This is a genomic window from Blautia sp. TM10-2 (assembly GCF_003480845.1).
In the GTDB taxonomy this organism is placed as follows: domain Bacteria; phylum Bacillota; class Clostridia; order Lachnospirales; family Lachnospiraceae; genus Fusicatenibacter; species Fusicatenibacter saccharivorans.
In genome coordinates this window covers 1-24,674 of sequence record NZ_QUJZ01000004.1, presented here as the reverse complement: position 1 = coordinate 24,674, position 24,674 = coordinate 1, and the positions used below count along the sequence as shown (strand labels likewise).

General features: G+C 42.9%; 26 protein-coding genes, 4 pseudogenes and 1 riboswitch. Of the genes and pseudogenes, 4 read left to right on the top strand and 26 right to left on the bottom strand.

The genetic code is table 11. The annotated features are described in order from the left end of the window. Nucleotides 1-66: 66 nt before the first annotated feature. A complete protein-coding gene (locus DXD92_RS04790; RefSeq protein WP_118640202.1) occupies nucleotides 67-1,743 on the top strand; it encodes a diguanylate cyclase in 1,677 nt (558 codons plus the stop codon). Here the strand turns inward: DXD92_RS04790 and DXD92_RS04785 are convergent. The 25 genes and pseudogenes from DXD92_RS04785 to DXD92_RS04665 form a co-directional block, all read right to left on the bottom strand. Beyond that, entirely contained in the window at nucleotides 1,647-2,822 is a 1,176-nt protein-coding gene (locus DXD92_RS04785; RefSeq protein ID WP_117760761.1) for a glycosyltransferase, read from the bottom strand. The two genes, DXD92_RS04790 and DXD92_RS04785, sit on opposite strands and share 97 nt — an antisense overlap. Before the next feature lie 31 nt (nucleotides 2,823-2,853). Continuing rightward, a complete protein-coding gene (locus DXD92_RS04780; protein ID WP_022461471.1) occupies nucleotides 2,854-3,699 on the bottom strand; it encodes a LicD family protein in 846 nt (281 codons plus the stop codon). 27 nt (nucleotides 3,700-3,726) lie between these two features. Beyond that, complete coding sequence (locus tag DXD92_RS19630) at nucleotides 3,727-4,416, bottom strand: response regulator (RefSeq protein ID WP_158581767.1); 690 nt, start codon at nucleotides 4,414-4,416, stop codon at nucleotides 3,727-3,729. Beyond that, on the bottom strand, nucleotides 4,416-5,354 hold the full coding sequence (locus DXD92_RS04770; RefSeq protein ID WP_147326095.1) for a hypothetical protein: 939 nt from the start codon (nucleotides 5,352-5,354) through the stop codon (nucleotides 4,416-4,418). The genes DXD92_RS19630 and DXD92_RS04770 overlap by 1 nt, the downstream gene beginning before the upstream one ends. Nucleotides 5,355-5,568: 214 nt before the next feature. Continuing rightward, nucleotides 5,569-6,186, bottom strand: a pseudogene (gene wecB / locus DXD92_RS04765) (non-hydrolyzing UDP-N-acetylglucosamine 2-epimerase); the annotation flags it as partial. Nucleotides 6,187-6,490: 304 nt separating this feature from the next. Then, nucleotides 6,491-6,724: an Hpt domain-containing protein gene (locus DXD92_RS04760; RefSeq protein ID WP_238061014.1), complete on the bottom strand. Its 234-nt coding sequence runs from the start codon at nucleotides 6,722-6,724 to the stop codon at nucleotides 6,491-6,493. 47 nt (nucleotides 6,725-6,771) lie between these two features. Next, nucleotides 6,772-9,603 carry a transporter substrate-binding domain-containing protein gene (locus DXD92_RS04755; RefSeq protein WP_118640200.1) on the bottom strand — a complete coding sequence of 944 codons (2,832 nt, stop codon included), beginning with the start codon at nucleotides 9,601-9,603 and terminating at the stop codon, nucleotides 6,772-6,774. A gap of 146 nt (nucleotides 9,604-9,749) precedes the next feature. After that, nucleotides 9,750-10,052 (bottom strand): response regulator, encoded by a 303-nt coding sequence (locus tag DXD92_RS18920; protein ID WP_243104840.1) that lies wholly within the window; start codon nucleotides 10,050-10,052, stop codon nucleotides 9,750-9,752. Further along, nucleotides 10,049-11,782, bottom strand: a complete 1,734-nt coding sequence (locus tag DXD92_RS18915) for a sensor histidine kinase (RefSeq protein ID WP_243104839.1) — start codon at nucleotides 11,780-11,782, stop codon at nucleotides 10,049-10,051. Before DXD92_RS18915 ends, DXD92_RS18920 begins: the two co-directional genes overlap by 4 nt. Nucleotides 11,783-11,919: 137 nt before the next feature. Next, nucleotides 11,920-11,995, bottom strand: a riboswitch (cyclic di-GMP riboswitch). Between the two features lie 135 nt (nucleotides 11,996-12,130). Next, nucleotides 12,131-12,448 (bottom strand): helix-turn-helix domain-containing protein, encoded by a 318-nt coding sequence (locus DXD92_RS04735; protein WP_117760753.1) that lies wholly within the window; start codon nucleotides 12,446-12,448, stop codon nucleotides 12,131-12,133. 279 nt (nucleotides 12,449-12,727) lie between these two features. Beyond that, entirely contained in the window at nucleotides 12,728-12,880 is a 153-nt protein-coding gene (locus DXD92_RS04730) for a hypothetical protein (RefSeq protein WP_330427154.1), read from the bottom strand. Between the two features lie 4 nt (nucleotides 12,881-12,884). Further along, entirely contained in the window at nucleotides 12,885-13,301 is a 417-nt protein-coding gene (locus DXD92_RS04725; protein ID WP_118640198.1) for a phage holin family protein, read from the bottom strand. Then, nucleotides 13,298-13,636, bottom strand: a complete 339-nt coding sequence (locus tag DXD92_RS04720) for a hypothetical protein (RefSeq protein WP_330427153.1) — start codon at nucleotides 13,634-13,636, stop codon at nucleotides 13,298-13,300. Before DXD92_RS04720 ends, DXD92_RS04725 begins: the two co-directional genes overlap by 4 nt. Then, nucleotides 13,636-14,978 (bottom strand): annotated as a pseudogene (locus DXD92_RS04715) (hypothetical protein). Before DXD92_RS04715 ends, DXD92_RS04720 begins: the two are co-directional and overlap by 1 nt. 167 nt (nucleotides 14,979-15,145) lie before the next feature. Next, a complete protein-coding gene (locus DXD92_RS04710; protein ID WP_243104838.1) occupies nucleotides 15,146-15,427 on the bottom strand; it encodes a hypothetical protein in 282 nt (93 codons plus the stop codon). A gap of 44 nt (nucleotides 15,428-15,471) precedes the next feature. Then, entirely contained in the window at nucleotides 15,472-16,380 is a 909-nt protein-coding gene (locus tag DXD92_RS04705; protein ID WP_118640197.1) for a radical SAM mobile pair protein B, read from the bottom strand. Beyond that, entirely contained in the window at nucleotides 16,368-17,057 is a 690-nt protein-coding gene (locus DXD92_RS04700) for a radical SAM mobile pair protein A (protein WP_117509300.1), read from the bottom strand. Before DXD92_RS04700 ends, DXD92_RS04705 begins: the two co-directional genes overlap by 13 nt. Continuing rightward, a complete protein-coding gene (locus tag DXD92_RS04695; RefSeq protein ID WP_007884694.1) occupies nucleotides 17,054-17,491 on the bottom strand; it encodes a radical SAM mobile pair system MarR family transcriptional regulator in 438 nt (145 codons plus the stop codon). Before DXD92_RS04695 ends, DXD92_RS04700 begins: the two co-directional genes overlap by 4 nt. 158 nt (nucleotides 17,492-17,649) lie before the next feature. Continuing rightward, the gene (locus DXD92_RS04690; protein ID WP_118640196.1) at nucleotides 17,650-18,660 is read right to left on the bottom strand and encodes a helix-turn-helix domain-containing protein; all 1,011 of its coding nucleotides are present in this window, start codon (nucleotides 18,658-18,660) and stop codon (nucleotides 17,650-17,652) included. A 149-nt stretch (nucleotides 18,661-18,809) separates the two neighbouring features. Beyond that, a complete protein-coding gene (locus DXD92_RS04685) occupies nucleotides 18,810-18,998 on the bottom strand; it encodes a hypothetical protein (protein ID WP_117509428.1) in 189 nt (62 codons plus the stop codon). Nucleotides 18,999-19,080: 82 nt separating this feature from the next. After that, complete coding sequence (locus DXD92_RS18355; protein ID WP_147398862.1) at nucleotides 19,081-19,287, bottom strand: hypothetical protein; 207 nt, start codon at nucleotides 19,285-19,287, stop codon at nucleotides 19,081-19,083. Nucleotides 19,288-19,313: 26 nt separating this feature from the next. Then, complete coding sequence (locus tag DXD92_RS04680; RefSeq protein ID WP_242991115.1) at nucleotides 19,314-19,661, bottom strand: ParB N-terminal domain-containing protein; 348 nt, start codon at nucleotides 19,659-19,661, stop codon at nucleotides 19,314-19,316. Beyond that, nucleotides 19,651-20,348: pseudogene (locus DXD92_RS19270) on the bottom strand (ParA family protein). The gene DXD92_RS04680 and the pseudogene DXD92_RS19270 overlap by 11 nt, the downstream one beginning before the upstream one ends. Before the next feature lie 75 nt (nucleotides 20,349-20,423). Then, nucleotides 20,424-20,744, bottom strand: coding sequence for a SymE family type I addiction module toxin (locus tag DXD92_RS04670; protein WP_117509302.1), 321 nt, complete (start codon nucleotides 20,742-20,744; stop codon nucleotides 20,424-20,426). 122 nt (nucleotides 20,745-20,866) lie between these two features. Next, on the bottom strand, nucleotides 20,867-22,621 hold the full coding sequence (locus DXD92_RS04665; RefSeq protein WP_243104837.1) for a recombinase family protein: 1,755 nt from the start codon (nucleotides 22,619-22,621) through the stop codon (nucleotides 20,867-20,869). 337 nt (nucleotides 22,622-22,958) lie between these two features. On the opposite strand from DXD92_RS04665, the gene DXD92_RS18910 reads away from it, so the two are divergent. Both DXD92_RS18910 and DXD92_RS04655 read left to right on the top strand, forming a co-directional pair. Then, nucleotides 22,959-23,144: a hypothetical protein gene (locus DXD92_RS18910; RefSeq protein WP_014080774.1), complete on the top strand. Its 186-nt coding sequence runs from the start codon at nucleotides 22,959-22,961 to the stop codon at nucleotides 23,142-23,144. Further along, nucleotides 23,137-23,745: a hypothetical protein gene (locus DXD92_RS04655; RefSeq protein WP_055195104.1), complete on the top strand. Its 609-nt coding sequence runs from the start codon at nucleotides 23,137-23,139 to the stop codon at nucleotides 23,743-23,745. The genes DXD92_RS18910 and DXD92_RS04655 overlap by 8 nt, the downstream gene beginning before the upstream one ends. Before the next feature lie 47 nt (nucleotides 23,746-23,792). Here DXD92_RS04655 and DXD92_RS19170 read toward each other — a convergent pair whose 3' ends face one another. After that, entirely contained in the window at nucleotides 23,793-23,927 is a 135-nt protein-coding gene (locus tag DXD92_RS19170) for a hypothetical protein (RefSeq protein WP_279220642.1), read from the bottom strand. A gap of 250 nt (nucleotides 23,928-24,177) precedes the next feature. Here DXD92_RS19170 and DXD92_RS04650 point away from each other — a divergent pair. Further along, nucleotides 24,178-24,674: pseudogene (locus DXD92_RS04650) on the top strand (Archaeal ATPase); the annotation flags it as partial.

Below are 24,674 nucleotides of genomic sequence, written 5' to 3'. Positions count from 1 at the left end.
CCCCACAAACATACGAAAGAAGGTGTCCTTAATGAAAAATTAGCATTGAAGAAACTGCTAACTTATATGAAAAGTGTATACAAAATTCCACAAAAAATCAAGGGTTTATCCGATGAAAGAAAAAGAAAATCCATCCCGTTGTTTAATATCGTTATGCCAGTGCTGATTTTCCTGATGCTTCAGTATGAAAGTTTTCACACCATTTTTTCAGCGCCGGAAAGCATGGAGAAACAACTGAAAAACTGTATCCGTGGAAAAATCCCAAAAGTTGATGCAGTCAGGGATCTTCTTTCCCGGATTGATCCAAAAGAAATCGAGGAAATTCACGCGCAGACGATTGATGTTCTGAAACGCAACCGCGTATTTCGGGAAGGAACCATAGGCGGATATGTTGCGGCAGGTATTGATGGGATGGAATTATTCAGCAGTACAAAAAAGTCCTGTACAGACTGCCTGAGCCGGAAGAACGGGACGGGGAAGACAAAATACTTTCATCGAAGTGTGGTATGTATGACGGTAGGAAAATCGCCGCATGTGATCTTTGGGCAGGAAATGCTGAAACCCAGAGATGGTTCAGAAAAAGATGAAGGGGAACTGACAGGAGCGAAAAGGCTCATCCGGCATTTAAAGAAAAGGCATGGTCATTTCGCAGATGTGATTGTGGCGGATGCGCTGTACCTGAATGCCCCGTTTATCAATACTTTGAAAGAATGCGGTTTAGAAACGGTAATCCGTCTGAAAGATGAAAGAAGGCTTCTGTTTCAGGATGCGGAAAGCATGTTTCAGCGGGACGAGGGGAGAAAAAGGAGCTTCAGGAAGGAAAAAAAGAGTATTGAAGTCTGGGATCTTTCCGGATTTGAGATAGACCTGGACGATATCTTAAGCGGACTGAAATACGAGGATGGCCACTACGATCTCGTGAGTCTTTCCGACAAGGATTATCAGAAAAAACTGGATGTCCAGATTGCCTGCTGGGATAAACTGAAAAATGAAATTCAGAAGGTCGGATCCGGAGAAAACGGAACGGCGGGTCTGGTAGACATGAGAGAGACGTATTTCCAGATGGCAGATGAAACGGTTGCCGCAGTCAAAGTTTCCCGTGCCAACCGCCAGCTGGAACAGAAAGCCTACATCGACCTTCACACGGGACTGCCGAACAAGAGCAAGTGCGAAGAGCTGTTCCACAATGTGGAATTCATCAAAACTCCTACCGCCTGTATCGTCTTTGACATGAACAACCTGAAACGCGTCAACGACAGCCTCGGCCACTCCATTGGCGACCAGCTGATTCTGAACTTTGCCCGGCTGCTGCGAAACTCGATTCCCGCGAAGCATTTCGTAGGAAGATACGGCGGCGATGAATTATGGCGGTCATCTATGATGCAACCCGCGAAAGCATCACAGAAATCCTCACAGAGCTTCAGAACGAAGTCGAACAGTTCAACAGCTACGGAACCCAGTTCCGCATCAGCTATTCCCACCGCTTGGCACTTTCCACCGATTACAACGAATGTACGCTCCGCATGCTGTTTGACAAAGCAGATAAGTATATGTATGAAAACAAGCAGGGACGCCAGGACTAAAGAAACGCCGGAACCGGAAATATCTTATCGCCGGTTCTGGCGTTTTTTCTTGCTGTTTCTCTTTTATTTTTTTGCAAACGCTTCTATCTGCGCATATCCCGCTGAAAAATCAATGGGTTCCTCCCGCAGCTTCTTTCTGACCGCATCGCGTCCTTCCTGATCTGCCAGCACTTTCTGGATTTTATCGGCAAACTGCATCACATCCAGCGGACAGAGATATCCGTTTTCCCCATCTCGGATCTGCTCGCGCATGGACGGAATATCGGAAGCGATGATGACCTTCTGCAGGCTTCTCGCCTCTACAATCGTAATCGGATAGCCTTCGTGACGGGACGGCTGGAGATACAGGTCGCAGGATTTTACGTACGGCGCAGGATTTTCGCGCATTCCGAGAAAAATAATTTCCTGCTCCACCTGATATTCCTTTGCCATGGTCCGCAGCTTGTTCAGATCTCTTCCATCACCGATGATGAACCATTTGAAGCGAAGTCCCCGTTTTTTCAGCTCCGCCGTAATCTGCACCGCAATATCATATCCTTTTTCTTCCGAAGCTCTTCCCACCGTCAGAAATTTCAGCTCTCCTGTGTACTGCGGATCGCTAAGCGGCTCCTCACTCCGTCTCTGCACCTGTTTGATGTCAATGAAATTCAGCAGAACCTCTGTCCGGTCCGCGAGTTCCGGAAAACGGGCAATGACCTGTTTTCGGACAGGCTCGGAAACACAGTAAATTTTATCATACTCCGGAATAAAGTCCCTGGTCCGGAACAGCCACCAGAGATTTTCTCCGTGGAACCAGACCGCTTTTTTCCGCGCATTCGTCTTTCTGGCTCCGAATGCGGTTGTGAACGCACCGAATCCGAAAAAGTCGAAAACAAGATCGTATTGTTTTGTTTCCGGCTCCACACACTCCAGAATCCGTTCATACAGTTTTCCATACCGTTTCTTTCCATACACGACGCGCATCAGAAATACGCCCATTCCTCTGGCATAGAAAGACCGTTCTGCCGGTGTCTCCCGTTTTCCCACAATCCGTTCCAAAGCCGGATGCGGTTTTTTGTTCCAGATCATCTGGCGCACTTCCACTTCCTTCGGAATCCGCTCCAGCAGAACGCCTCTTTTTTCGACCAGAAGAAGCGTTACATCTTCTTTTTTCTCCACCAGTTTCTGCAGCAGCGCTGCCATGGCAACTTCCGTTCCGCCCATGTCCATGGTACGTCCCAGCACCAGTATTTTACTCATTGCTTACCTCTCATCTGCTTTTTTCTCTGTTCTAACGCCAGTAGGCATCTCCCACATGCGCAGGATGACGCTGATCCTCCGGCGGAAGCTGATGGTAATCGCCGTACAGGGTGTGAAGATACGTCTCATATCCCGCCGGGGCATTGATCAGATGGCCTTCAAACGGAAGGCGCACGATCTCTTCGATCGCTGTTTTGGGAATCGCGTCCGACTTGCGGTAACCGCCGCACTGGCAGGCCACCCACTTTGAGTCCTCCGCGCGGTACTTTCTGCACTCTTTTTCCATCTCGCGCAGAATCCGCTCTTTTCCATAGCATTTCCGGATCGCCCATTTGCACCATTTTGCGAAGCTTCCTTTGTTTCCTTTTAAGGTCTGGCGGTAGGTGCGGAATGCATTCATCCGCTGGCTTTCCAGAAACAGCAGCTTTTTCCAGTGACGGTCGTACTCCGGTGTATCTTTTTCCGGCAGTCCGTCAAACGGGAAAATGTCGACGAAAAGACCGGTATCCACAGCTCCTGCCACGTGCTCCACAAGACTCGTTCCGGTGTGTACCAGCTTTCCGTATGCCAGTGTGAAACCCTTTGTATTATGAAAATTCATGACGCGGTACGGTGTATCCGTTTCGCTGTTTACAATCTGTTCCAGTTTTTCATAATCCGCTCTCGGCATCCAGACATCCACATCATCATCCCACGGAATGAACCCCTGATGCCGGATCAGCCCGAGCAGAGTTCCATCTGCTGCAAAATAGATCAGGTGATGTTTCCGGCAGACTTCATCCAGATACAGTAATATTCCAAGCGCAATCTCCTGTTTTTCTTTTAATTCTGTAATTTTACGCATAACGGCATTGCCTTTCTGTTTTGTTTTTCCCATCCATTATAAACACTCTGCCGGATTTTTTCAATTTAAAGTTCCTGCCGCTCCGGCGCCCGTCTGAAGATTCCACACTGTTTTTATCAGTACCTTCATATCCACCGGTTTTACTATGTGTGCGTTCATGCCCGCATTGAAGGCATTCTGCACATCTTCTGAAAATGCGTTGGCTGTCATCGCAAGAATCGGGATTTTCTTTGCCAGCGGGTGGCTGCTGTTCCGGAATTTCGTCACAAAGAGAACCGATGCCAGGATCAGAAGCAGAATTACTGCCAGAATCCTCAGCTCCTCGACAGCGGTATCCTCGAACATCTTCGTTCCGTTGCTGTCCACCACATACGTCGTGCTCTGGTTGCTGAATGCACTGCTTCTGAAATACGGTGCCATCTCCTCCATCGAACGGATCAGAATAAAGTGTGTGATGATACTGCCGTCGACCACCAGCTGGCTCTGCAGTTTTCTGGCAAATACCATCTGGTTTTCATTGGTGATCCAGTCCGATGTCAGAAAGCTTTTGATATCCGCATCCTGCAGATCTTTAGATCCGTACCACACGCCCTGCAGACCCTCATCGGAATAATAGTATCCTTCCTGGTTCACGGCAATAAACTGGAGGTTTTCATGCGTGGAGCTTAATTCTTCCTCACGTTTTTTCAGAAATTCACACAACCGGCGTTTTACTTGATTGCAATCAGATTCGGGTTCTTTGGGCTTCATCAACATCCGCAAACTGCATATTGCAAATATGCTGTTTTTATTTTTCTTTCATATAATCCATACAATTTCTCGCATTCCATGCATATCCATCCTGCTTCGCCTGTATATAGCGGATATTTTCGTTTCTTACAATATTCTGTTTCATAATTTCCTACTAATTCCACAAGGTTATTGATATCCCTCATCTGCGCAGCAGCCATTCCTGTCATTGCCCACAAAAAGCCAGTTCTTTTTTTATTCAGTTTCTGCCACTGAAACCTTTCCGTAAACTGATCATATAATACCTTTTGCTTTTTCTTCTCTTTTACCGGAAATTCATAAATCAGCGGATAAATCTGAGCAACACCATCCGGATAAAATTCTGTCTGATGATACCGATCACTGTTTCCGATAATTCTCCATCTTTGATTCGCATCATCCCAGAATATCTTTTCTATCTGTTTCTGTATCTTTTTACGAATTTCACTGATCGCCTGCGTATCTTCCAGTCCTGCAAGTTCCAATTCGTACAGGCCTTTCCACACTTCCAGATTATCCATCAGATAAACTGTTGTGTTTTCTTCTGAAACCTGTGTAATTCCATCCTGCATCAGGCTTTGAATCTTTTTTAATGCAAGGCTGATTCCATTTTTCCAGGATTCCGGCAGGTCTGTACTTTCTGTCTTTTCCAGATATTTTCCCATAAGAAAAAGGTACATACCAAGATATCCGTCTTCGGAATCAGCCTTTTCTTTATAAATAAGTTCCCCACCCTCTTTCCTGTAGATTCCCATTTTTCCATCTGTTTCCAGCAAAACCCCAGTATGCCAGTCCAGATACCTGCCAACAGCTTTTTGCTCTGTTTCAGTCATGGGGCAATTCTTTGTTTCTGCCAGAAGCCCCAGTGCAGCCATACATGCAAAGTATGGATTAACATCTCCGGCTTTACTTCCATTCATATAGATTTCGCCTTCAGGGCCCTGATTCTCAAGGATCCACTTTTTTTCTCTGGTCAGGACGGTTTCCAGCCATTCCTGCCGGACAGATATTTCTTTTCTCAGGTTCTGATAATAAGCAAACATAAACACAATGCACACAGTTATGCAAAATATAATAAGTCCCATCACATTCTTTCGATGTTTCACTTTTCTTTTGCATTGGCTCTGCTTATGCTTATGCATCTATATCCTCCAGGATTTTTCTGATTTTGATACTTGCAGTCCCATCACCATAAGGGTTTCTAGCCTCACTCATTTTTCTGTATGTCTCCGGCTCTGTAAGAAGCCGCCTGCATTCTCTGTAAATATCCTCCATCTTCGTGCCTACAAGCTTTAAGGTTCCTGCTTCCACACCTTCCGGACGCTCTGTTGTATCCCGCATGACCAGTACCGGTTTTCCCAGTGCAGGAGCTTCTTCCTGAATTCCGCCGCTGTCTGTCATGATCAGATAACTGACTTTCATCAGGTTATGGAATTCCACCACATCCAGTGGTTCGATCAGGTGTATTCTCTCGCATCCACAAAATTCCTCATCTGCGATCTTCCTGACCTGCGGATTCAAATGTACAGGATAAATAACCTTCACATCTGTAAATTCTTCCACGATCCTGCGTATAGCCCGGAACATATCACGCATGGGCTCTCCCAGATTCTCCCTTCTGTGTGCTGTTACAGCAATCAGTCTGCTGCCTTTTGCCCATTCTGTTTCCGGATGATAAAAATCACTTCGCACCGTATAGTGCAAAGCATCAATTCCTGTATTTCCTGTGATAAAGATCCGCTCTGGATCTTTCTTGGGCAGATGTGGAAACAGGAAAAACAACTAAACATATCATTGTGCAAAATATAAAATAACAAGATTTGAAATTTCTTATATTCTGTACTAATTTGCACTTCTTCATCTTTCTCCCACCCTCCGGGCTACAGTTGCTTGCTTGCTTGCTTGCTTGCTTGCTTGCTTGCTTGCTTGCTTGCTTGCTTCCAGATTTTAATTTTACATTCATTAATGTTCAATACCCCCACAACATTTTTATAAATATCTTTGCGACAGCTTCTGCTGTACTTTTACTATAATTATACTCTACAGCCAACTTGTGTCAATTTACTAACAGACGGTCAAAGGAAAGATTCTGACACACCCCTTTCAATGTGTGCGCACTGCGGAAAGCATCTTCATAATTTTTATTTTCCAATGCCTGTTTTAACTGTAGATAACTCTGGTCTTCAAGGAACTTTAATGTAAATCTCTGAATCAGTGCTTCGCTGTGAAGGCGTCCCAAAACAGCCTCATAATTTCCTCCGATAGCTTTATAGCACTCCTGCATTGTCATCTTTTAGCCCTCCTGTCAATTGTATTCCACTAATTCATGAACCTCTGCTAATCATTATGAACATACCTTAAAATCGTTTTTATAACTTCCTCAATCACAATCGGCTTTGACAAATGTGCGTTCATTCCTGCATCCAGTGATGCCTGAACATCTTCTGCAAATGAATTGGCTGTCATTGCTATAATAGGAATGTTTTTTCCATCCGGTCTGTCATTCATCGCCCTGATTGCTTTTGCCGCTTCATAACCATTCATTTCAGGCATCATGATATCCATCAGGATTACATCAAATGTGCCTTTCGGATGATTTCTGAAAATCTCAACAGCATTCTTTCCATCCACAGCTCTTTCTACATTCATCCCGAACTCTTCCAACTGCACGGCAGCAATCTCTGCATTCAGTTCATTATCCTCTGCAATAAGAACATTCACACCTGTAAGATTTACCTTTTCAGAAAAACCTGTGTCTGACTTATTACATTCCTTATCTGTAATTTCCAGAGGAATATCCACAGTAAAAGTAGTTCCCTCATGCTTTTTACTCCGCACGGAAATGGTTCCACCCATCATATCTACATACTTCTTTACGATAGCCATCCCCAGTCCAGCTCCATGGTACTGCGTTCTCACATCGGAATCTTCCTGTGCAAATTCCTCAAAAACTTCTTTTGTAAATTCCTCACTCATGCCAATACCAGTATCCGAAATGCGGTAACGCATATTTATATATCCATCCCCGCCCTTTTCCTGACACCGGGCTTCAAATGTAATCGTCCCTCCATCCGGAGTGAACTTCACGGCATTGCTCAGAATATTAACCAGCACATCTCGCAGACGTACAGGATCCACAAGTACATTTGGGATCTTTGCTTCTTCACGCTGGATCTTAAAGCTGATATCCCTGTTCGTAAGAAAGCCTTTTGTAATATCCAGTGCAGAATCTGTGATACTTTTCAAATCTGCCGGTGCCGGATTGTATTTCACTTTTCCACTTTCCACGCGAGTCAGATCTAATACATCATTGATCAGCGACAGTAAATACTCTGAACTTTCATCAATCTTTTCCAGACAATTTTTCACTTCGTCTGACGGATTATTTTTCATTGCAATACCGGTAAATCCCATGATTGCATTCATCGGTGTTCTCATATCATGGGACATATGTGACAGAAATGCTGTTTTTGCCTTGTTTGCAGCCTGCGCATGCTCTGCCAGTTCCGCCATTTCCTCAGCCGTCTCCTGGGCTGCCTTCTGAGCTTTTTTTCTTGCACTGAGACGCATTGCTATCACAGCCATAGTAGTCAGCAGCCATCCGAAAATAAGAAGAACCCAAACAGTAACAACAGGATGCAGACGGATCCAGTCAACAAATGTCAGATCTGCTGCTTTGTATGTGGTATACCGTGCTGCTAGATCTTCGACAAGATTTTGGGGCATGGCATACATTGCTTTCGTCAGAATACCAGCCAGCGCATGGTTCTCTGTTGACGAAACTACCATGCGGTAGGTGAATGTAGGCTGTTCCAGCAGCGTATATGTCATGGTGCCCGTAGTGTCACTATTCACAAACGCCTGTGCCATGTAATAGTAGACGAAGGCAGCATCGGCTTTACCCTTACGGACAGCTTCCATCATTTCCTGCCGGGTACTGCACATCAGCTTTTCTGCACCAGGTGCCATTGCATCTGCAATTGAATTTGATGCTGTCTGGTCAACCGTAGTAACAACATTGATTTCTCCATCAAAGTCACGCCGTGTCACCCTTGCCAGCTGCATTGTAATGAAAGGTGCAGTAATCCCCCATTTTTTCGTCTCAGCATAGTTATCTGTTTCCAGGCGTGCATCGATACTCATATCTGTGGTTTCCGTATTTTTCTGATAAGCAATATACTCATCTCTGGTGGCAGGTGTAAGAAACTCATAGGAAATCCCGGCATAGTCTGCAATTTTCCGGAAGTAATCCGGGATAATACCCTTCATCTCACCATTTTCATTATAAGAATATGGATAACGGGTCGGATCACACAGAACATGAAGCGGGTTGTCCTTGGAATATTGTGCAATAATACTTTTTTCTTGCTCCGTATATTCCAGATTCTTAGTTTCTATGCTTTCATAATTTTTATTGTAAAGCGTCGTTTTCCAGTCACCCTCAACCGCATTCATCTGATCGATCGCATAATTGATCTCATTCAGCAATTCTGTATTGCCCTTTTTAACAATGACATAGAAATCGCTGCTGCCAAATTTATCCACGATTCGCTCATTGTTTGTTTTTCTCAGAGAACTGGTAACAATCGCATCAACTTTTTCGCTCTGAAGGGCTTCCTCCATCTCTGCGGTCGTATCAAAATAAGATGGAACATATGTAAATTCTTTGTTGTCTGCAAAATCCGCAAACTCTTCATTCCGGGTGTTTCCGTTCAAAAGCGCCACACGCATACCGTTGTAAGTGCTGTAATCGCCGTCCACAATCGTGCTGTTGTCACTGCGGACGGTCAGCATCCCATAATTGGTTCCGATCGGACGTGAAAAATCAAACTTTTCTTCTCTGTCCGGTGTTTTGCGGGCAGATGTTACCATGTCAATCTCGCCATCTTCAAGCATCTGCTGCATATCATCCCAGCTCTGATCATATCCGACATATTCGTAATCTACATCCCAATAACGGGCCATCAGCCGAAGAAAATCATAGCCATACCCACTGCGGTTGCCTTCTTCATCCATCACATGATAACCATCCATGGCAAAGAAACCGACTTTGACAGTTTCATGCTGCGAACTGTCCTCGGCTGCATATGCAGTCTGGGGAGAAAATATCATACACACGCATACAAAAGCCAGTAATACTGCCACATATTTCTTTGCTCTCGAAATCATATTAAATCTCCTGTCTGTCTGTCTGTCTGTCTGTCTGTCTGTCTGTCTGTCTGTCTGTCTGTCTGTCTGTCAAATATATTTCTCTATACATCTCTTTGTCAACCTTCTGATTTAATAAAATTACACTACTGTATCAAAACCATTTGTCACTGTTCAATGCCCTGCGGTTCGGTGCCCCCCCCGCCGGATTTTATGCTTCTGATTGTCTTTTCCAGTACTTTCATCTCAACTGGTTTTGAAACGTGTGCATTCATACTAGCTGCCAGGGAATGTTGAATATCCTCGGAAAATGCATTCGCAGTCATGGCAATGATCGGAATCGTCTTTGCCAGTTCATGGGAGCTTTTGCGGATTGCCTTTGTTGCCTCATAACCATTCATAACAGGCATCTGCACATCCATCAGGATCATGTCATAATCCCCCGGAGCAGACTGTTCAAATGCTTTCAAAACCTCTTCACCATTTTCACAGATGGTACATTCTGCTCATCTGTGTCTTCTTGTGCCGCCAGAGCAACTGTTCTATCCTCTGCAATTCTCAGCTCTATGAGAACCTCAAAACAACTTCCCTGTCCCAGTTCACTCTCCACATCAATGGTACCTCCCATTGCTTCAACCAGATTTCTGGTAATAGCCATTCCAAGACCGGTTCCCTGGATCTTATTCGTCACAGAATTTTCGGCACGGGTAAAAGCATCAAAGATTTTATCTTTGAAATCTGCTGACATTCCTATTCCATTATCCCTGACTAAGAAACGGTACTTTGCATAGACGGATGAATTTGTTTCACATTCTTCTACCAGAAACTGAATTTCTCCACCTTCCTGCGTGTACTTCACTGCATTAGAAAGCAGGTTGTTGAAAATCTGCATCAGGTGAAGCTGATCCCCGTTCACCCACTCATGTCGGATATTTTTCTTTGTTGTAAGAGTCTGTTTCTTTTCATCTATCTGTGAATGAAATAAATTATTGATTTTCTGTATAAAATTCAGAATAGAGAAATCATCGTATTTAAAAACTGTTTTTTCTGCCTCAATTTTGCTCATATCCAGAATATCATTAATAATCCCTAACAGATGCTGGGATGAAATATCTATTTTATCTGCATACTCTATTACTTTATCTTTATTTCCTGCATCATGTCTTATTAATGACGTCATACCAATAACTGCATTCATAGGAGTACGTATATCATGTGACATATTAAACAGAAAATTAGATTTTTCAACACTGGCTGTTTTCGCCTGCTCCAATGCTTTCTGCAGTTTTTTATTTAATTTCACTACTGTGTTTTCCGATTCCTGTGTCCTGTGCAGTAACATAATCATAAAAACAAATCCAGTTAAAAGCAAAACAATCAGTAAACCGCAGCCCCATAGTCTATATAACTTTTCATTGCTATTCCATCCGTTTTCAGGCATCACTTCCAGAACCCATTGACTGTCACCTAATTCGAAAGTATATGTGACAGGATCAATCATTTCCACAACTGAGCCATACACTTCTTCGTATGTTTCATCCCACGGTGCAATACTTTTAGACAACTTATATTCATAGCTAAAATCGGTAAGTGACTTTATAGAATCAGCGAATATATCCGGTACACGAATAATTACAATTGTAAATCCCCAAAATGTCCTTTCGCCATTTTTCTGCTCCACATACACCGGATTTCTTACAGCAATCCCCGTTCCACCCTGTTTCAAAGAAAATGGTCCCTGCATGGTTATCACATCATTGTCTCTGGCATAACAAGATATCTTTCCTCGTTCTTTATCATAAATAAGATCTATCTTTCCAGCCTCATTTCCGTCTTCCGGATAAATCTCAGTCACTACGCCGTCTGGTGCGATCTGAATACTCTGGATATAATCTGCCATCATATTCTCTGCAACTTTCGAGAACATGGAAATTTTTCCGTTTTCACTAATAACAATCTGTTCAAAAGTATTTGTAATATCAATTCCCCTCACGATATCAGCCTTCATATGATCTGCATACGTTACTGCGTTTAATTCAGCTCTTGACCTTATCAAATCCCTTTGACTGCTATCCGCACGAATGCCTATATTCACCAGAACAACCAAACCGATCATCAATACAAATACCGGAATCCATAACTCTTTTTTTATCCTAAATGTATTTTTTTGTTCCTGTGCTGACTTAATTTTCTTCCACATAACCGATTTTCTTTACACCTGCGTTTTTATCTACTTCATTTTTATATTTTAGCAGCCACCAATTATTGCCTGTTTTAGTTTCTTTTTAATCTCCAAAAATGAAAAAAGCATTGTCATTGCAGACAATGCATCTTTAACGTGGCAACTGGCTACCATTTTACAGGCCCTATAGCTTTGCGTCGCAGACTTTCATCTGTTTTGCCGTTTTTCTTATTATAGCTTTTAAACATATGAAAAAAAACTGGTTTTATTATACTCTAATGCTCGACTATGTACAAGAAAAACATTACCGTTTTAACGCCTAAAAACAAAAGAAGAACAGCCGATACATATACTCGAACTGTTCTCCTACTTCCGAAGTCCACGCAGCATTGACATTACTGTTTCCTGCTCATTTGTACTCAGATTGTTCCATATCCTTAAAACTTCTTTCTGTTTTTCTGTCAGATTCTCTGAATTACCTTCCTGAAAAAACTGTGATAATGTCACGCCCAAAGCTGCACATATTTTTTCAAGTGTAATCAGCGACGGCAGGTTTTCCTGCGCCATGATTCTTCCCAGTGATGACTGGGAAATTCCCGACAGCTGCGATAATCTATATTTACTGATATCACACTTTTCACACAAAGATGTTATTTTATCCGCAATATACTTCTCTATCTGCAAGTAACTATACCTCATTTCCGCTATTACATGTTCTTATTGTACCTGTAATAATGAAAAAATATTAGTAATCAACTTTGCAAGTATTCATTCCCATTATAGGAAGTATACGGATAAAAAAATATAAAGATACTTTCGTTTCCGCAAAAGTCATTTTCGCTTATATCGTTTTTATAATAGCACAGACAGTTATGTTTGTCACATAAAAGTTTGAAACCTCAAACAAAAAAATAAGCCTGCCATCATCCGCAGATTTCTCCACAGACAACAGCAGGCTTCCTACTATCTCATCAACTCATTCACTTTTCTCTGCACTGCCCCATAATCATATCCCGCAGCCTGCAGTCTCTTCTTTCTGTCCCCGCCGTTCCCCCACTTTCCGGTAATGACTTCCTTTGCTACAGTTTCCACACTCTTTTTGTTGCTACTTTTCACCAGCTCATTCCCCATCCCCCTTTTCACTTCTGTCATGCAGCTGTTCCAGCACCTCTTTCACCTTCTGCGGAATCGGCAGCCCCAGATGCCCTGCATTCTCCAGCAGACTCACACCCTCATTGGAAATATAGAAAAAGATCACCGCTGTCCTCAGCACGGATCCGTTCCCGATCACAGCCACATCCAGAATATTTGCCATTCCCACCAGCAAAAAGATCAGCACCTTCCTGCAGATCCCCCGGAATCCCACCTCACTGGAAAGCGTATGGTCCGCAAAAGCACACATCACCCCGGTCAGGTAATCGATCACCACAAAAGCGATCAGGGCATACAGAAGCCCGTCACAGCCTCCCATAAACCAGCCCAGCCATCCGCCTACAGCCATAAAAACCATCTGAATAAAGTTCCAAAATTCCTTCATGCCAGAATCCTCCTCCCCTGAAAAAAGCAGCCCCCATTTCTGAGAACTGCCGGAAGCAGGTTCTTCCCCTGCTCGTAAATATGATCCGCCTTTTCTTCCAGCACTGCCGGAAACAGCAGGATCCCGCCGATCATGTTCGGGCAGATGGGAAGCAGCGTCCCGTTCCACAAAACAGAATTGTCATACTCCCCGCTGGCTTTCAGATAAATCCCCATGGGATTCAGCCCCAGAATATTATTCACTGCCTCCGTGATCATGTTCGTCTCCTGAACTGTCTCCACCGCACCCGTATTCGTATCGGTCAGTTCAATGACCATTTCACCTTTCAACTTCATCACACACCCTCCATTTCTACCGGCCTGCAGAAACCGCTGATTCCCGCTCTCTCAGCAAAATACACTTCAAATCCTCTGTTCACCGTCTCCTTCATCTGCATAGACAGCGATTCCCGGAAACCATTCACATCCAGTCCTCCGCCAATGGCAAATCTCGTGGTATAATCCTCCACCTCAAGCTTTCCGTCCCAGGCTTCCCCAGCCGCCATTGCCTGTCCGCTGACAGAAGCAATGCAGTCTCCCACATCAACCGTACCGCTGCCATACTCCATCCAGAGATACACATTGAATGTATTCGTATAATTGGCAACGATCTTCTCAATGGGATAATACAGCGGCAAACATTGGTAAACGTATGGATCCCGATCTTCCCAGTCTTCGCATTGTCTTCAATCTGGTTCAGCAGTCCCGAAATATTCTTGTCATTCCTTGACTTCGCCTGAGCCAGCCTCGGATTCTTTCCCACACATTTCAGGCTCTGCTTTCCCCCGATCTTCTGCCTGATAGAAGTAATACAGGTGATCCATCCCTCATCCGCCTGTCCTCCCGCAAATGTCAGCACATCCCCCGGATCCAGAGCATAATACTCTGCAATCTGCGTCTGCTTGTTGGTGGAACTCACTGCCGTGTATCTGGTAATAAAATCCGAAAAGCTGGAAGAAAACCGGTGTCTCTGCTCCACCTTCATCACAGGATCCTTCCCGTACTTTCTCAGTTCCAGCTTTCCCTCCCTGTTAATAATAAAGAAACCTCCCAGAACCTGTGCCACATAAAACAGCACATCCCGGCAGGTCTCAATATCATTTTCAGTATAAACAGAAAGCGTCACCCCGCCATTCGGCATGGCATCAATCTCCGCCCTCTTATTCGCAAACTCCACTTTACACCGCTTACAGCACAAAGCAATAAAATCATAAGCAGTCCCCACAGTCTCAAGCCCGTTGAAACTCTTATCAAACCGCAGCATAAAATCATAGGCTTTCAGTTCCAGGCACTTTGCCAGACGGTTCGCCTCACTGACCTCAAAAACTCCCATCGGCACATCTTCCACCGAATCATCCGCCAGCACCAGATGAAACACCAGCGTCACCTGAGCATCCTCCAGCGTATACCTGTCAATGTCACTCAGAAGCGTGATCCCCATCTCCGCCGCATACACCGTCCCCAGTTCAATTTCCGTGCTTCCACAGCACTGCCTGGAAATATACCCGGAACCCTTCACAATCTCCTTCGCCCCGAACTCATACGTCATTCCGCCTCTGGTAACGATCGTACCCGTCCAGTAATATTTTCTTGTATTGCTCTTCACAGCTCTCAGAAACCCATCCGATACCGGATACATCCCGCCACCTCCATTTCCCCACGAAAAAAGCACCAGCCAACCAGGTGACCGATGCCTTCGTAAATATAATCATTCTATCTGTTATAAGTCCAATGTTTCAGGTACCATTCATGCAGTTCTTCTGTTGTTTTACAGCAGTCTGCAATCTCTTTTCCCTGTGATATCCACTAACACGTTTCCCTGCGGAATGTATCAACATCCAAAGCATGAAATTTATATGTTCCACCCCGTCTGTGCATCACTTCATCATCACACTGGAACTCAAAATAATCATCCCCGTCCAAAACAACCTTTCCAGTCAGGTTCCACACCCCGGACCACGGAGGACCATCATCCCCTGGAACACAGAAGGACAGTCTTCCATCTTCCAGAATAACAGGAGCCACCGCAATATTTTTCATCTGCGGCATATATGGCTGTTCAAACCAATACGCTTTCCTCTCATCCATTTCTCTTCATCTCCATGATAGCCACCTTCCCTGCAAACTTGAAGTTAGCGATTTCTTTTTCCGGTATTCTCTGTCCCACGGATTTCCTCATGATAGAAATAATCTACGATCACCGGATGTCCCTGCGGGACTCTGCCATAAGGCATTTCATTATCCACAAAGGCACAATCATACTTCTTAGCCATTTTCTCAGCTTTTACTTCAAGTGCTTCAAAGTAGCTGCGGTTATGCTTGTTATAGATCTCGTCGTAAAGTGGTACAAGATCAGGATATTTTCCGGCGATATAATCCATAATTGTCTTTTTGAAACCGCCTCGAAGATTGAGATTTTCGAGCCAGAACAGATCGCATTGATCCTTTACCCGCTCAAAGATTGCTTCAAAATCCGTGATACTGGGGAATACCGGGGATACGAAACAGACTGTACGGATACCTGCTTCATATACCTGCCTCATAGCAGAGATACGGCGCTCAATGCTCGAAGCAGAATCCATATCGTTCTTGAAATTTTCATCTAGTGTGTTGATCGACCATGAAACGGTTACATGTCCAAGCTTCTTCAGCAGATCAATATCCCGTACCACAAGATCCGACTTTGTGCAGATCAGAATATCTGCGTCACTGCCGATCAGCTGCTCCAGAAGTTTTCTGGTATTCCCGAATTGCTCCTCTTGTGGATTGTAGCCATCTGTCACAGAACCGATGACCACCCGCTGTCCGGCATATTTCTTCGGATTTTTAATTTCCGGCCAATGCTTCACATCAAGGAAAGTGCCCCATTCCTCCTTGTGCCCGGTAAAGCGCTTCATAAAAGAAGCATAGCAATACTTGCAGGCATGTGTACAGCCCACATAGGGATTGACCGAGTAGCCGCCTACCGGCAGACTAGACTTAGTCATGATGTTCTTTGTTTCCACCTCACGAATGAGGATTCCATTTATTACTTCTTCCATGATTTCTGTACCTCTAACACTTTATTAAATTCTTCCGGCATTTCCTGAATCATATTTTCATCCCCTATGATAGGGACAAGGTCTTCCTTCATAAACACCGGAATGCCGAGTGCGTGTGCCTGATCCGTCAGAGACCATGCCCATTCCGGCTCCGTATGAATCTTCCTGCTCTGAGCCCCGGTCATAGTGCCGACAACGATCCAGTTGATTCTGGAAAGGTCAACTGTACCGGGATCGTCGAATAACGGTTCAAAGCTAACATGGTAATGCTTTGCTCTGATGTTTTTCCGAAGGGCGTCGATACGCCACAGTTCGGCTTTCCTCGTCACCGTAACGCCAAACCATGCATTTTCCAGATCGGTATCAAAATCCAGCAGATCAGGTCGCTTGGTAAGGAACAGGAACTGATGCTGTGGATTTTCACGGATCTTTGCAAATACCTCGTCTCTCCATTCCGGCTTCCATCCGGAGAGATCGCTCATCCCAGTAAGAAGAAAGTTCTGCGGACGTTTCTTTTCCATCATCTTGAGCTTACCCGGAAAGAATTCAGGGTCAGCGAAGTCATCAATCATATGCCAGCGTTTCACGTTGTTGCGGGCATAGCAATATGTACACCCCACTGTGCAGCCAATGACGATATTCATGTTCTGAATCTGATCTTTGATACAAATACTCATGACTTCTGCCACTCCTCAAGATTCTTTCTGATGCGGTCGAGACATTCCTCAAACCGGATAATTTCTTCCTCTGAAAAACCTTTGTAGTAAATACTGCCCATCTCATCAGATACAGAATCGTACTCGCCCTTTAAGGCATGTGCTTTCTCAGTCAGAAACAGGAGTGTTTTCCTTTTGTCCGTTTCAGACTGAACACGGCTTATCAGCCCTTGATTTTCCATTCTTTCCAGCATCGTAGTAAGAGATGTTATCGCTAATCCGCATTTAGTCGAGAGTGACCTGATTGAGATACCATCCTCCTGCCACAGCACATAAAGAATACGTCCCTGGGCTCCATTAAACGCATCAATATTCTTTTCACTGAGAATCTTCTCAAAAATCCGGTCTCCAAGCTGTTTTATTTTGGTGACAAGAAATCCTCCATTCATTTCCATACAAAAGCTCCTATATAGTAGTTTATTAAAAACATACTATATAGGAGCTTTATTGTCAAGAGTTTATATGTCTTAATAGGTAAATTCCGTTTTTTTCAATTCTCCAAACTTGAATTTCTGGATGAGTATAATATGCGGAAAATAAACTTAACTCCATCTTAAATATAGTGCTGAGTTTCACTGCCACTCTTTAACACCATTTTCGCCACACCAAGCAATGCTGCAAACAAAACACCTGCAACCGGCCATACAATCCATGTAATATCCCAGCTCATCGTCCAGAAGCTCCATGCAAGGTAAATCGCTGTAGTCAAGCACCAATATACACCAGAAAACGTGTCAGTCTTTTTCTTAAACAGTTTTTCTTCTTTTGTATATTCCCCTTCCTGAAGAAGGGTATCGTAACTGCTTTTTACCATCCCAACACGAACCAACAGATTCACTCCTATTGCAAGTATGAATAGCAGTAATCCAACGGAAAGACCACAGTAATAGTCGGACGCTTCCATAGATTCGGCAATAATTGTCGGAATCACTGCCAGTATACAAAGCACTACCCCAACAGCTGTTCCTCTGATAAAAATTGGTTCATAGGAATCTTTTTTTTCTCGTACCATTCCAGATACACCATACTCTGTTTCAAAGCATTCTTTTTCAAAATGTTCCATATGTGATTCACGCATTCCATATGTAATAAACAAAAAGACGGCTGCCGCAACCATTCCAAGCAAAAAAACACATCCAAATACTGTTGCCAGAGATTCCGAAACATGAAATACGCTATCTTCTGCCATTGTCACAAGAACAATCAATAATATTGGACTTAAGATACACATACTTGTTGCGTTTGCCACTACTTTGGATCCATTTCTTTTCATGTCAAGAAATTCATTTGCATTCTCCATAGTTACTTTTTTCAACGGTTCTGCATAGCTTTCAGTACTTTCGTGATAGGTGATATTTTCTGCTTTCATTTCATCTTTTAATAGGTAATCTGTACTAACACCAAAAAGCTCCGACATCTGTAAAATTCTTTGCAAATCTGGAACAGCTCCTGCACTTTCCCACTTAGATACTGCCTGTCTGGATACGCCCAACTGATTGGCTAGTTCTTCCTGTGACCATCCATTCTTTTTTCTTTCCTCTGTAATCTTATCAGCTAAAATCATTTTTTCCTCCTTTTGCAGATTTTATGAGCTAAATATAACAGTTTTGCTGTTTGCATTCCACCATTTCAGGCTGTAAATCTGTCAACCAGCAGTTGCAAATCACAAAAGGACTCTATGAATCCCGATTTTCCAGCAATACAAGCAGGAAATTATTTATCATCTGTATTGTTTTCCTTTTTCTTATGAGTCGAACCCAAGCAAAGAAACGAAGAACCAAGACATAACCATACTATAGCCATAGAATTTTCATTTCCACTCGTAAAGTCTATAGCTGAGGCTACGAGAAACAGAACTGATGCAATATAAAATAAGATTGATTTATTTATTCCTTTTTTCATAAATAAGAATCTCCTCCAAATCCCGACTTTGATAAACCCATTATACCCTTTCTGAAACATCCTGTCACCACATTTCATCAGATCAGAACCTGTCAAAATCCTCCTGCGTGGCAACCTGTCTCCATCCCTTATACTCATCGTTCCTGCTTTCCACAAACATATCATTCACCATCCCGATAGTCAGCAGATCCAGATCCCGAATGGAAATCCCCAGCTGCACACACCGGAGAAGAAACAGGGGAGTTGTCATTTCACGGTCTGTTGCATGAAGTTTTTTTAGCCTCCACATCCGTCCTGATGTTCATCCCCCACAATTCAATCAGCTTCGGCAAAACCTGATAAATACTGAATCGCAGGTATCTCTGTCAATCCTGCTATCTTTGCCGCATTGGTTCTGTTATGCCCTGCAAGCATCTCATAGCCCCTTGCAGCTTTCCTCACAATCACCGGATTCAGCACACCATACTCCCTGATGCTCTGTACCATATCTTCCAGGCGTTCTCCCTCATACAGCCGGAACGGATGATCATGAAACGGATGTATTTCCTCAACCGGAATAGAAACAATCCCGTTCACAGGCACTGGCGTATTCTTCACCGGATCCTCAGCAAGAAGATCCAGTGCGTCCTGAAATACTTTTCTTTTTGGTGCATTAGCTTTCATCCCCAACCACCTCCTCTGCCAGATTCCGGTATGCTTTACAAGCCTTATTCTCCGGTGCATACTCCAGAAGCGGCTCACTGTAATAAATTGATTCTCCCACCTTTACTGTGTTTGGTATGATACTCTTAAAAATCCGGATCTGTCCATCAAAAGTATCCGTCAGCTGTTCTGTGATTACCTTACAGAGATTTGTTCTGGCATCACACATAGTCAGCAGGATCCCTGCAATCTGCAGGCGGTCATTCAGTCTGCTTCTGACTTTCTTCACTGTCCGGATAAAATCCTGCAATCCCATCATTGCCAAAAGCTGCGGATTGACGGCAATAATCACCTCATCAGCCGCCGTCAATGCGTTAATCGTCAATGTTCCGAGCGATGGACAGGTGTCTACAATAATATAGTCATACAGCCCTCTCAGCGGCTCCAGAATACCAGTCAGCATCTTCTCTGAACCATCTCCATCCGTAGCTTACTGTCCACTGCTGAAAGCATCATGGCTGACGGAATAAAGTCCACGCCATTTCTACTCTGTATAAACTCTGACGGATCCGGCATTTCCTCATCTTCCAGCCGATTCATCATCAGATGTCCAATCGTCACCGGCACAGCCGCAGGATCTTCTACTCCGAAGCAGGTTGTCAGATTTGCCTGGCTGTCAAAATCAACAGCCAGAACCCTTTTTCCCATCTCAGCCAGTGAATACGCCAACTCCCCCTTTAAATGATCCACACATTATAATCCTTGCCATACATTCTCCCCCTCTCATGCTTTCTTTCCATAACAGCCTGCACTCTGCTCTGCCACATATTTTGCAGTAATTTCTTCTTTTTCATTCTGGTATCTGATTATCAGTTTCTTAATCTCCTCATCCATAAATGCGGTCTTCGCTTCCTGCTCTTGTGCTTTATCCACATCTGGCGTGATAATCAGCTGACCATTTTCACATTTCACCTGCACATAATCCCCAAGATGAAATCCCAGTTCTTCCAGCCACTTTCCTTTTAATGTAATTGCCGGAACTGTCTCATATTTATAACCGCTCTGTCCACAAACCTTCATATTCCTTACATTTTTCTTCGCCATAGAATTGACTCCTTTCAGATTTGACTAATAGATTTTCAGATAAAAAGAAAAAGCCGCTGACACGTTATCTTCTAACGCATCAACAGCTTCTATCCTGCTTTAATTCAGTGTATTATTCGATTTTATTTAGGCTCTTTACCATCTTTAATACGGTAGTAATCGTCCATATCCACGCTGAGTTTTACCGTGGTATCTGGTTTTCGGTTGCTCAAGAGGCACACAGTTTCAACGGTACTTTCGTTGTCCCAACAAAGTTCCTGTGTCTCCCTGTCTCCAAAATACACCGGAAAACGGAACTTTATGTGCTTCAGGAATCTGCCATCTGGCTGCTCCTGCTCATAAATGTCCACCTGTTCCACAAAGCTGTTAAGAAATTCTTTCTTCTCCAGGTCGGTGAACTTATCATATAGTTTATCAAAATATAAAAGAAATTGATAGACGTTTTCTTCTGATATTTTCTGTTGCCGGATATTCAGCAGGCGATTCTTAACTTCTTCTATACTGTTCTCCACGCCTTCAATTTCATCATACAGATGGTATAACCTTGTCTCCATATCCTGATATTTCTTCTCATAAAATTTATCCATGATATCCAGGCTATCCATCTGCTGTCCAAGTCTTCCTTTTGCTCCGGTCAGCTGCCTGTGCTGTTTTTCCAGTCTTTCAATCTCTTTTTCTATTTCTTCTGTATCTATTCTTGAACCGATTTTATTCAGAATTGCTTCTTCAAATTTAGGATTCTTCACCAGCTTCCGAATAACTTCTTCCACTGCATTGTTAATCTTCTCCTCACTCCATTGTTTACGATATCCACATTTATGACCATCTACCAGGCGACGATGTTTGCAGGCATAATAGAAATAATCCTTATATAAAGTTCCGTCTTTCTTTTTCTTTCGGTTCACGTTTCCATACATACCACTTCCACATAATGGGCATCTCAATATTCCGGATAAAATATGCTCATGATCGAGACTATGTGTCTTTTCATATTTCACACCTGTTTTTTCCCGTTTTTGATGTGCCAGCTCCCAGTCTGTTTCTGAAACAATCCCTTCATGGATACCATCGTGCAGCATATAATTTTCCTGCTTTACAATGCGGTATTCATTTCTTGTACCAGAAACTTTCTCGTTTTTCCTTCGTCCATAAGCCAGCTTTCCACAGTATACCGGATTATCCAGAACGCCCTTTATAAATGAAGCGGCAAATGCGTCCAGTGTATTATTCTGTCGTTTTTTCTTTTTGTATCCATGCTGGTTCAGCCATGCAGCAATCGCAGAGATTCCCATATTGGTATGAATAAATTTGTCATAGATCAGACGAATAATCTCTGCTTCGTCCTCTGCAATCTGCAATTCTCCATTTACTAATTCATAACCATACGGAGCAAATCCACCATTCCATTTTCCTTCCCTGGCTTTCTGCTTACGTCCTTCCATTGTCTGAACAAGGATATTCTCTCGTTTGATCTCTGCCACCGCAGACAGAACAGAAATCATCAGCTTTCCACTATCTTTTGAGCTGTCAATTCCATCTTCTACACAGATCAGATTCACTCCAAAATCCTGCATCCTCTGCAAAGAATTTAAAACATCTGCCGCATTACGACCAAATCTGGAAAGCTTGAACACCAGTACAAACTGCACCTCATCTGTTCCATTCTCAATATTATCCAACATTCTCTGAAATTCCGGTCTGCCCTCTACGCTTTTTCCAGACTTACCTTCATCGGAATACTCATTTACGATTTCCATGTTCTGAAATTCCGCATATCTCTTGAGTTTTTCTTTCTGAGCATCCAGACTGTAGCCATCTACCTGCATGGTTGTGGATACTCTGGTATATATATCGCATTTAATCTTTTTATTCTTCATAATCTTCCTCGCAGTATAACTCTGTTTTATTGTCCCAACCTTATTTTAGTACTTGTTCCAACTATTTTCAATACTTATTCTCCGTATTGACGCATTTCTTCGCCAATCGTATAATTAAGTTAGATACAGAGCATTTCTGTTATCAAAATATTGCCCGCCCACCATTGGCGACTTATAAATGATTGGCTCGAAAATATTGTTCGCTTACCGGAAGCGTCTAATAAATGTCCGGCTTGAAAATTATTTAGAAATTATTTTTGTTTTCGATATTGTGTTTTTATCACACATTGCATATACTATAAATACACAAAAAAGCCAAAAAAGAGGAGGTGTTAGTATGGCTACTTCAAGTATTACTCATAATTTTGTCGTATCCAATCCAAATAGCGTAAAGCGTTTTGTCGCAGCAATTGACGAAGCCGACCGTGACCGCACACCAAAGCAGACACTTCCCGGACGTCAGTTAACGAACCCACAGGAAATCTTAGCTTTAATGTCAAAAAGGAAGAAAAAACATGTCTGATAAATATTTTACCGTTAATATTCGGGCATATTTGGATAAAGACGAACCGACATATATCGGAGAGGAAAGTCTTTACGACTTACTCTCCGATTTTTCTTGTCCCAAAAATCCCGATGTGGAATACTTTTTATTACATAATGCGATTGAGTTTACCAAAAAAGATCAATCTATCACTTATCTGGTATTTGATGCTGAAGATGCTTCACTGGTTGGTTATTTTTCACTTACAGTAAAACCAATCTCTGTCCGTGCTTCAAATATCAGCAAGACAATGGCAAAAAAGCTGTCCCGTGTCAGTATTTTGGATGAAGAAACACAATCCTATACTACCGCAGCTTACCTGATTGCCCAGTTGGGAAAGAACTATTCTCTTCCAAAGAATAAACGAATCCCTGGAAATATTCTACTGGGATTTGCACTGGAAACCATATCCAGTCTCAAATATTCCGTAGGCGGCGTTATGGAGTTTCTTGAATGCGAAGATAATGAATTTCTTCTGAGCTTTTATACACAGAATCATTTCAAGCCATTTGATACTCGTATTACCGCTTCCCAGAATAATGAGTCACACACTCTGCATCAGCTTTTAAAATTTATTTGATTTAAAAATACATGAAAAAAGCGACAGTCTGATTTACATTTTGTATTTCAGGAAACTGCCGTTTCTTTTTCTTCCTTATTCTGTTTTTCTTCCTCCAACTCCCGGAGGACTTCTTCGCCGTACTTATCAATCATCCGTACCAGAAAATCAATGCACCGCTCAAATTCAATATTCTGTTGCATAAGCTCCTCCCGTCATTGTTTTGATCTGAGCTTATTTTACAGAACCTGCTGGAAAACCACATTGAATAGAAATTGATTGTAAATTGACACAATCAATTTAAAAATATCCGCATTTTCTTGAATCGAATATATGTTCGTGTTATGATAGATATACTTAATCTTAACTACGAAAGGGGAATTTCTATTGAATCGATGCGATTTTTCTTCTATTAGCACTTGCTTAAAAAATCATATCAGCGAAAGTAATCAAATGAGTCAGCCTGATTTTTTATACGAATTATTTGAAGATTTTATGGATGATCCGGCAAATCAGGATTTTTCTATGGATAATGGTCTGGTTTGTCGTTGGCTGACCGGTCAAGCAAAGATCAGTCCCAAAATATCTGCCTACTATTCCAAACCCAGTAATCAGAAAAAACTGGCAGAAACCATTCACCAGAATCTGCTTCCATTGATGTCTGACTGCAATATGGCTATGCAGGATATATACACATTATTTATACAAGATGACACCATCTCCGATGCCAAAAAGAAAAATCTGGCTTCTCTGTACAAACCAGCCAGCTCACGTCTGCTTTTTCTTGCAAAGCTGATTTCTTTTGGCATGGAGCGACAATTTATCAAACGTGATACTAAAAATCAAAAATTAATTGCCGGAGGTGCCCTGTCACCCATTGTGCTGGATTATATTATGGACAGTGAGGTTCCGAAACCATGCCGTCATTTTATCGGAAGAGATAAAGAACT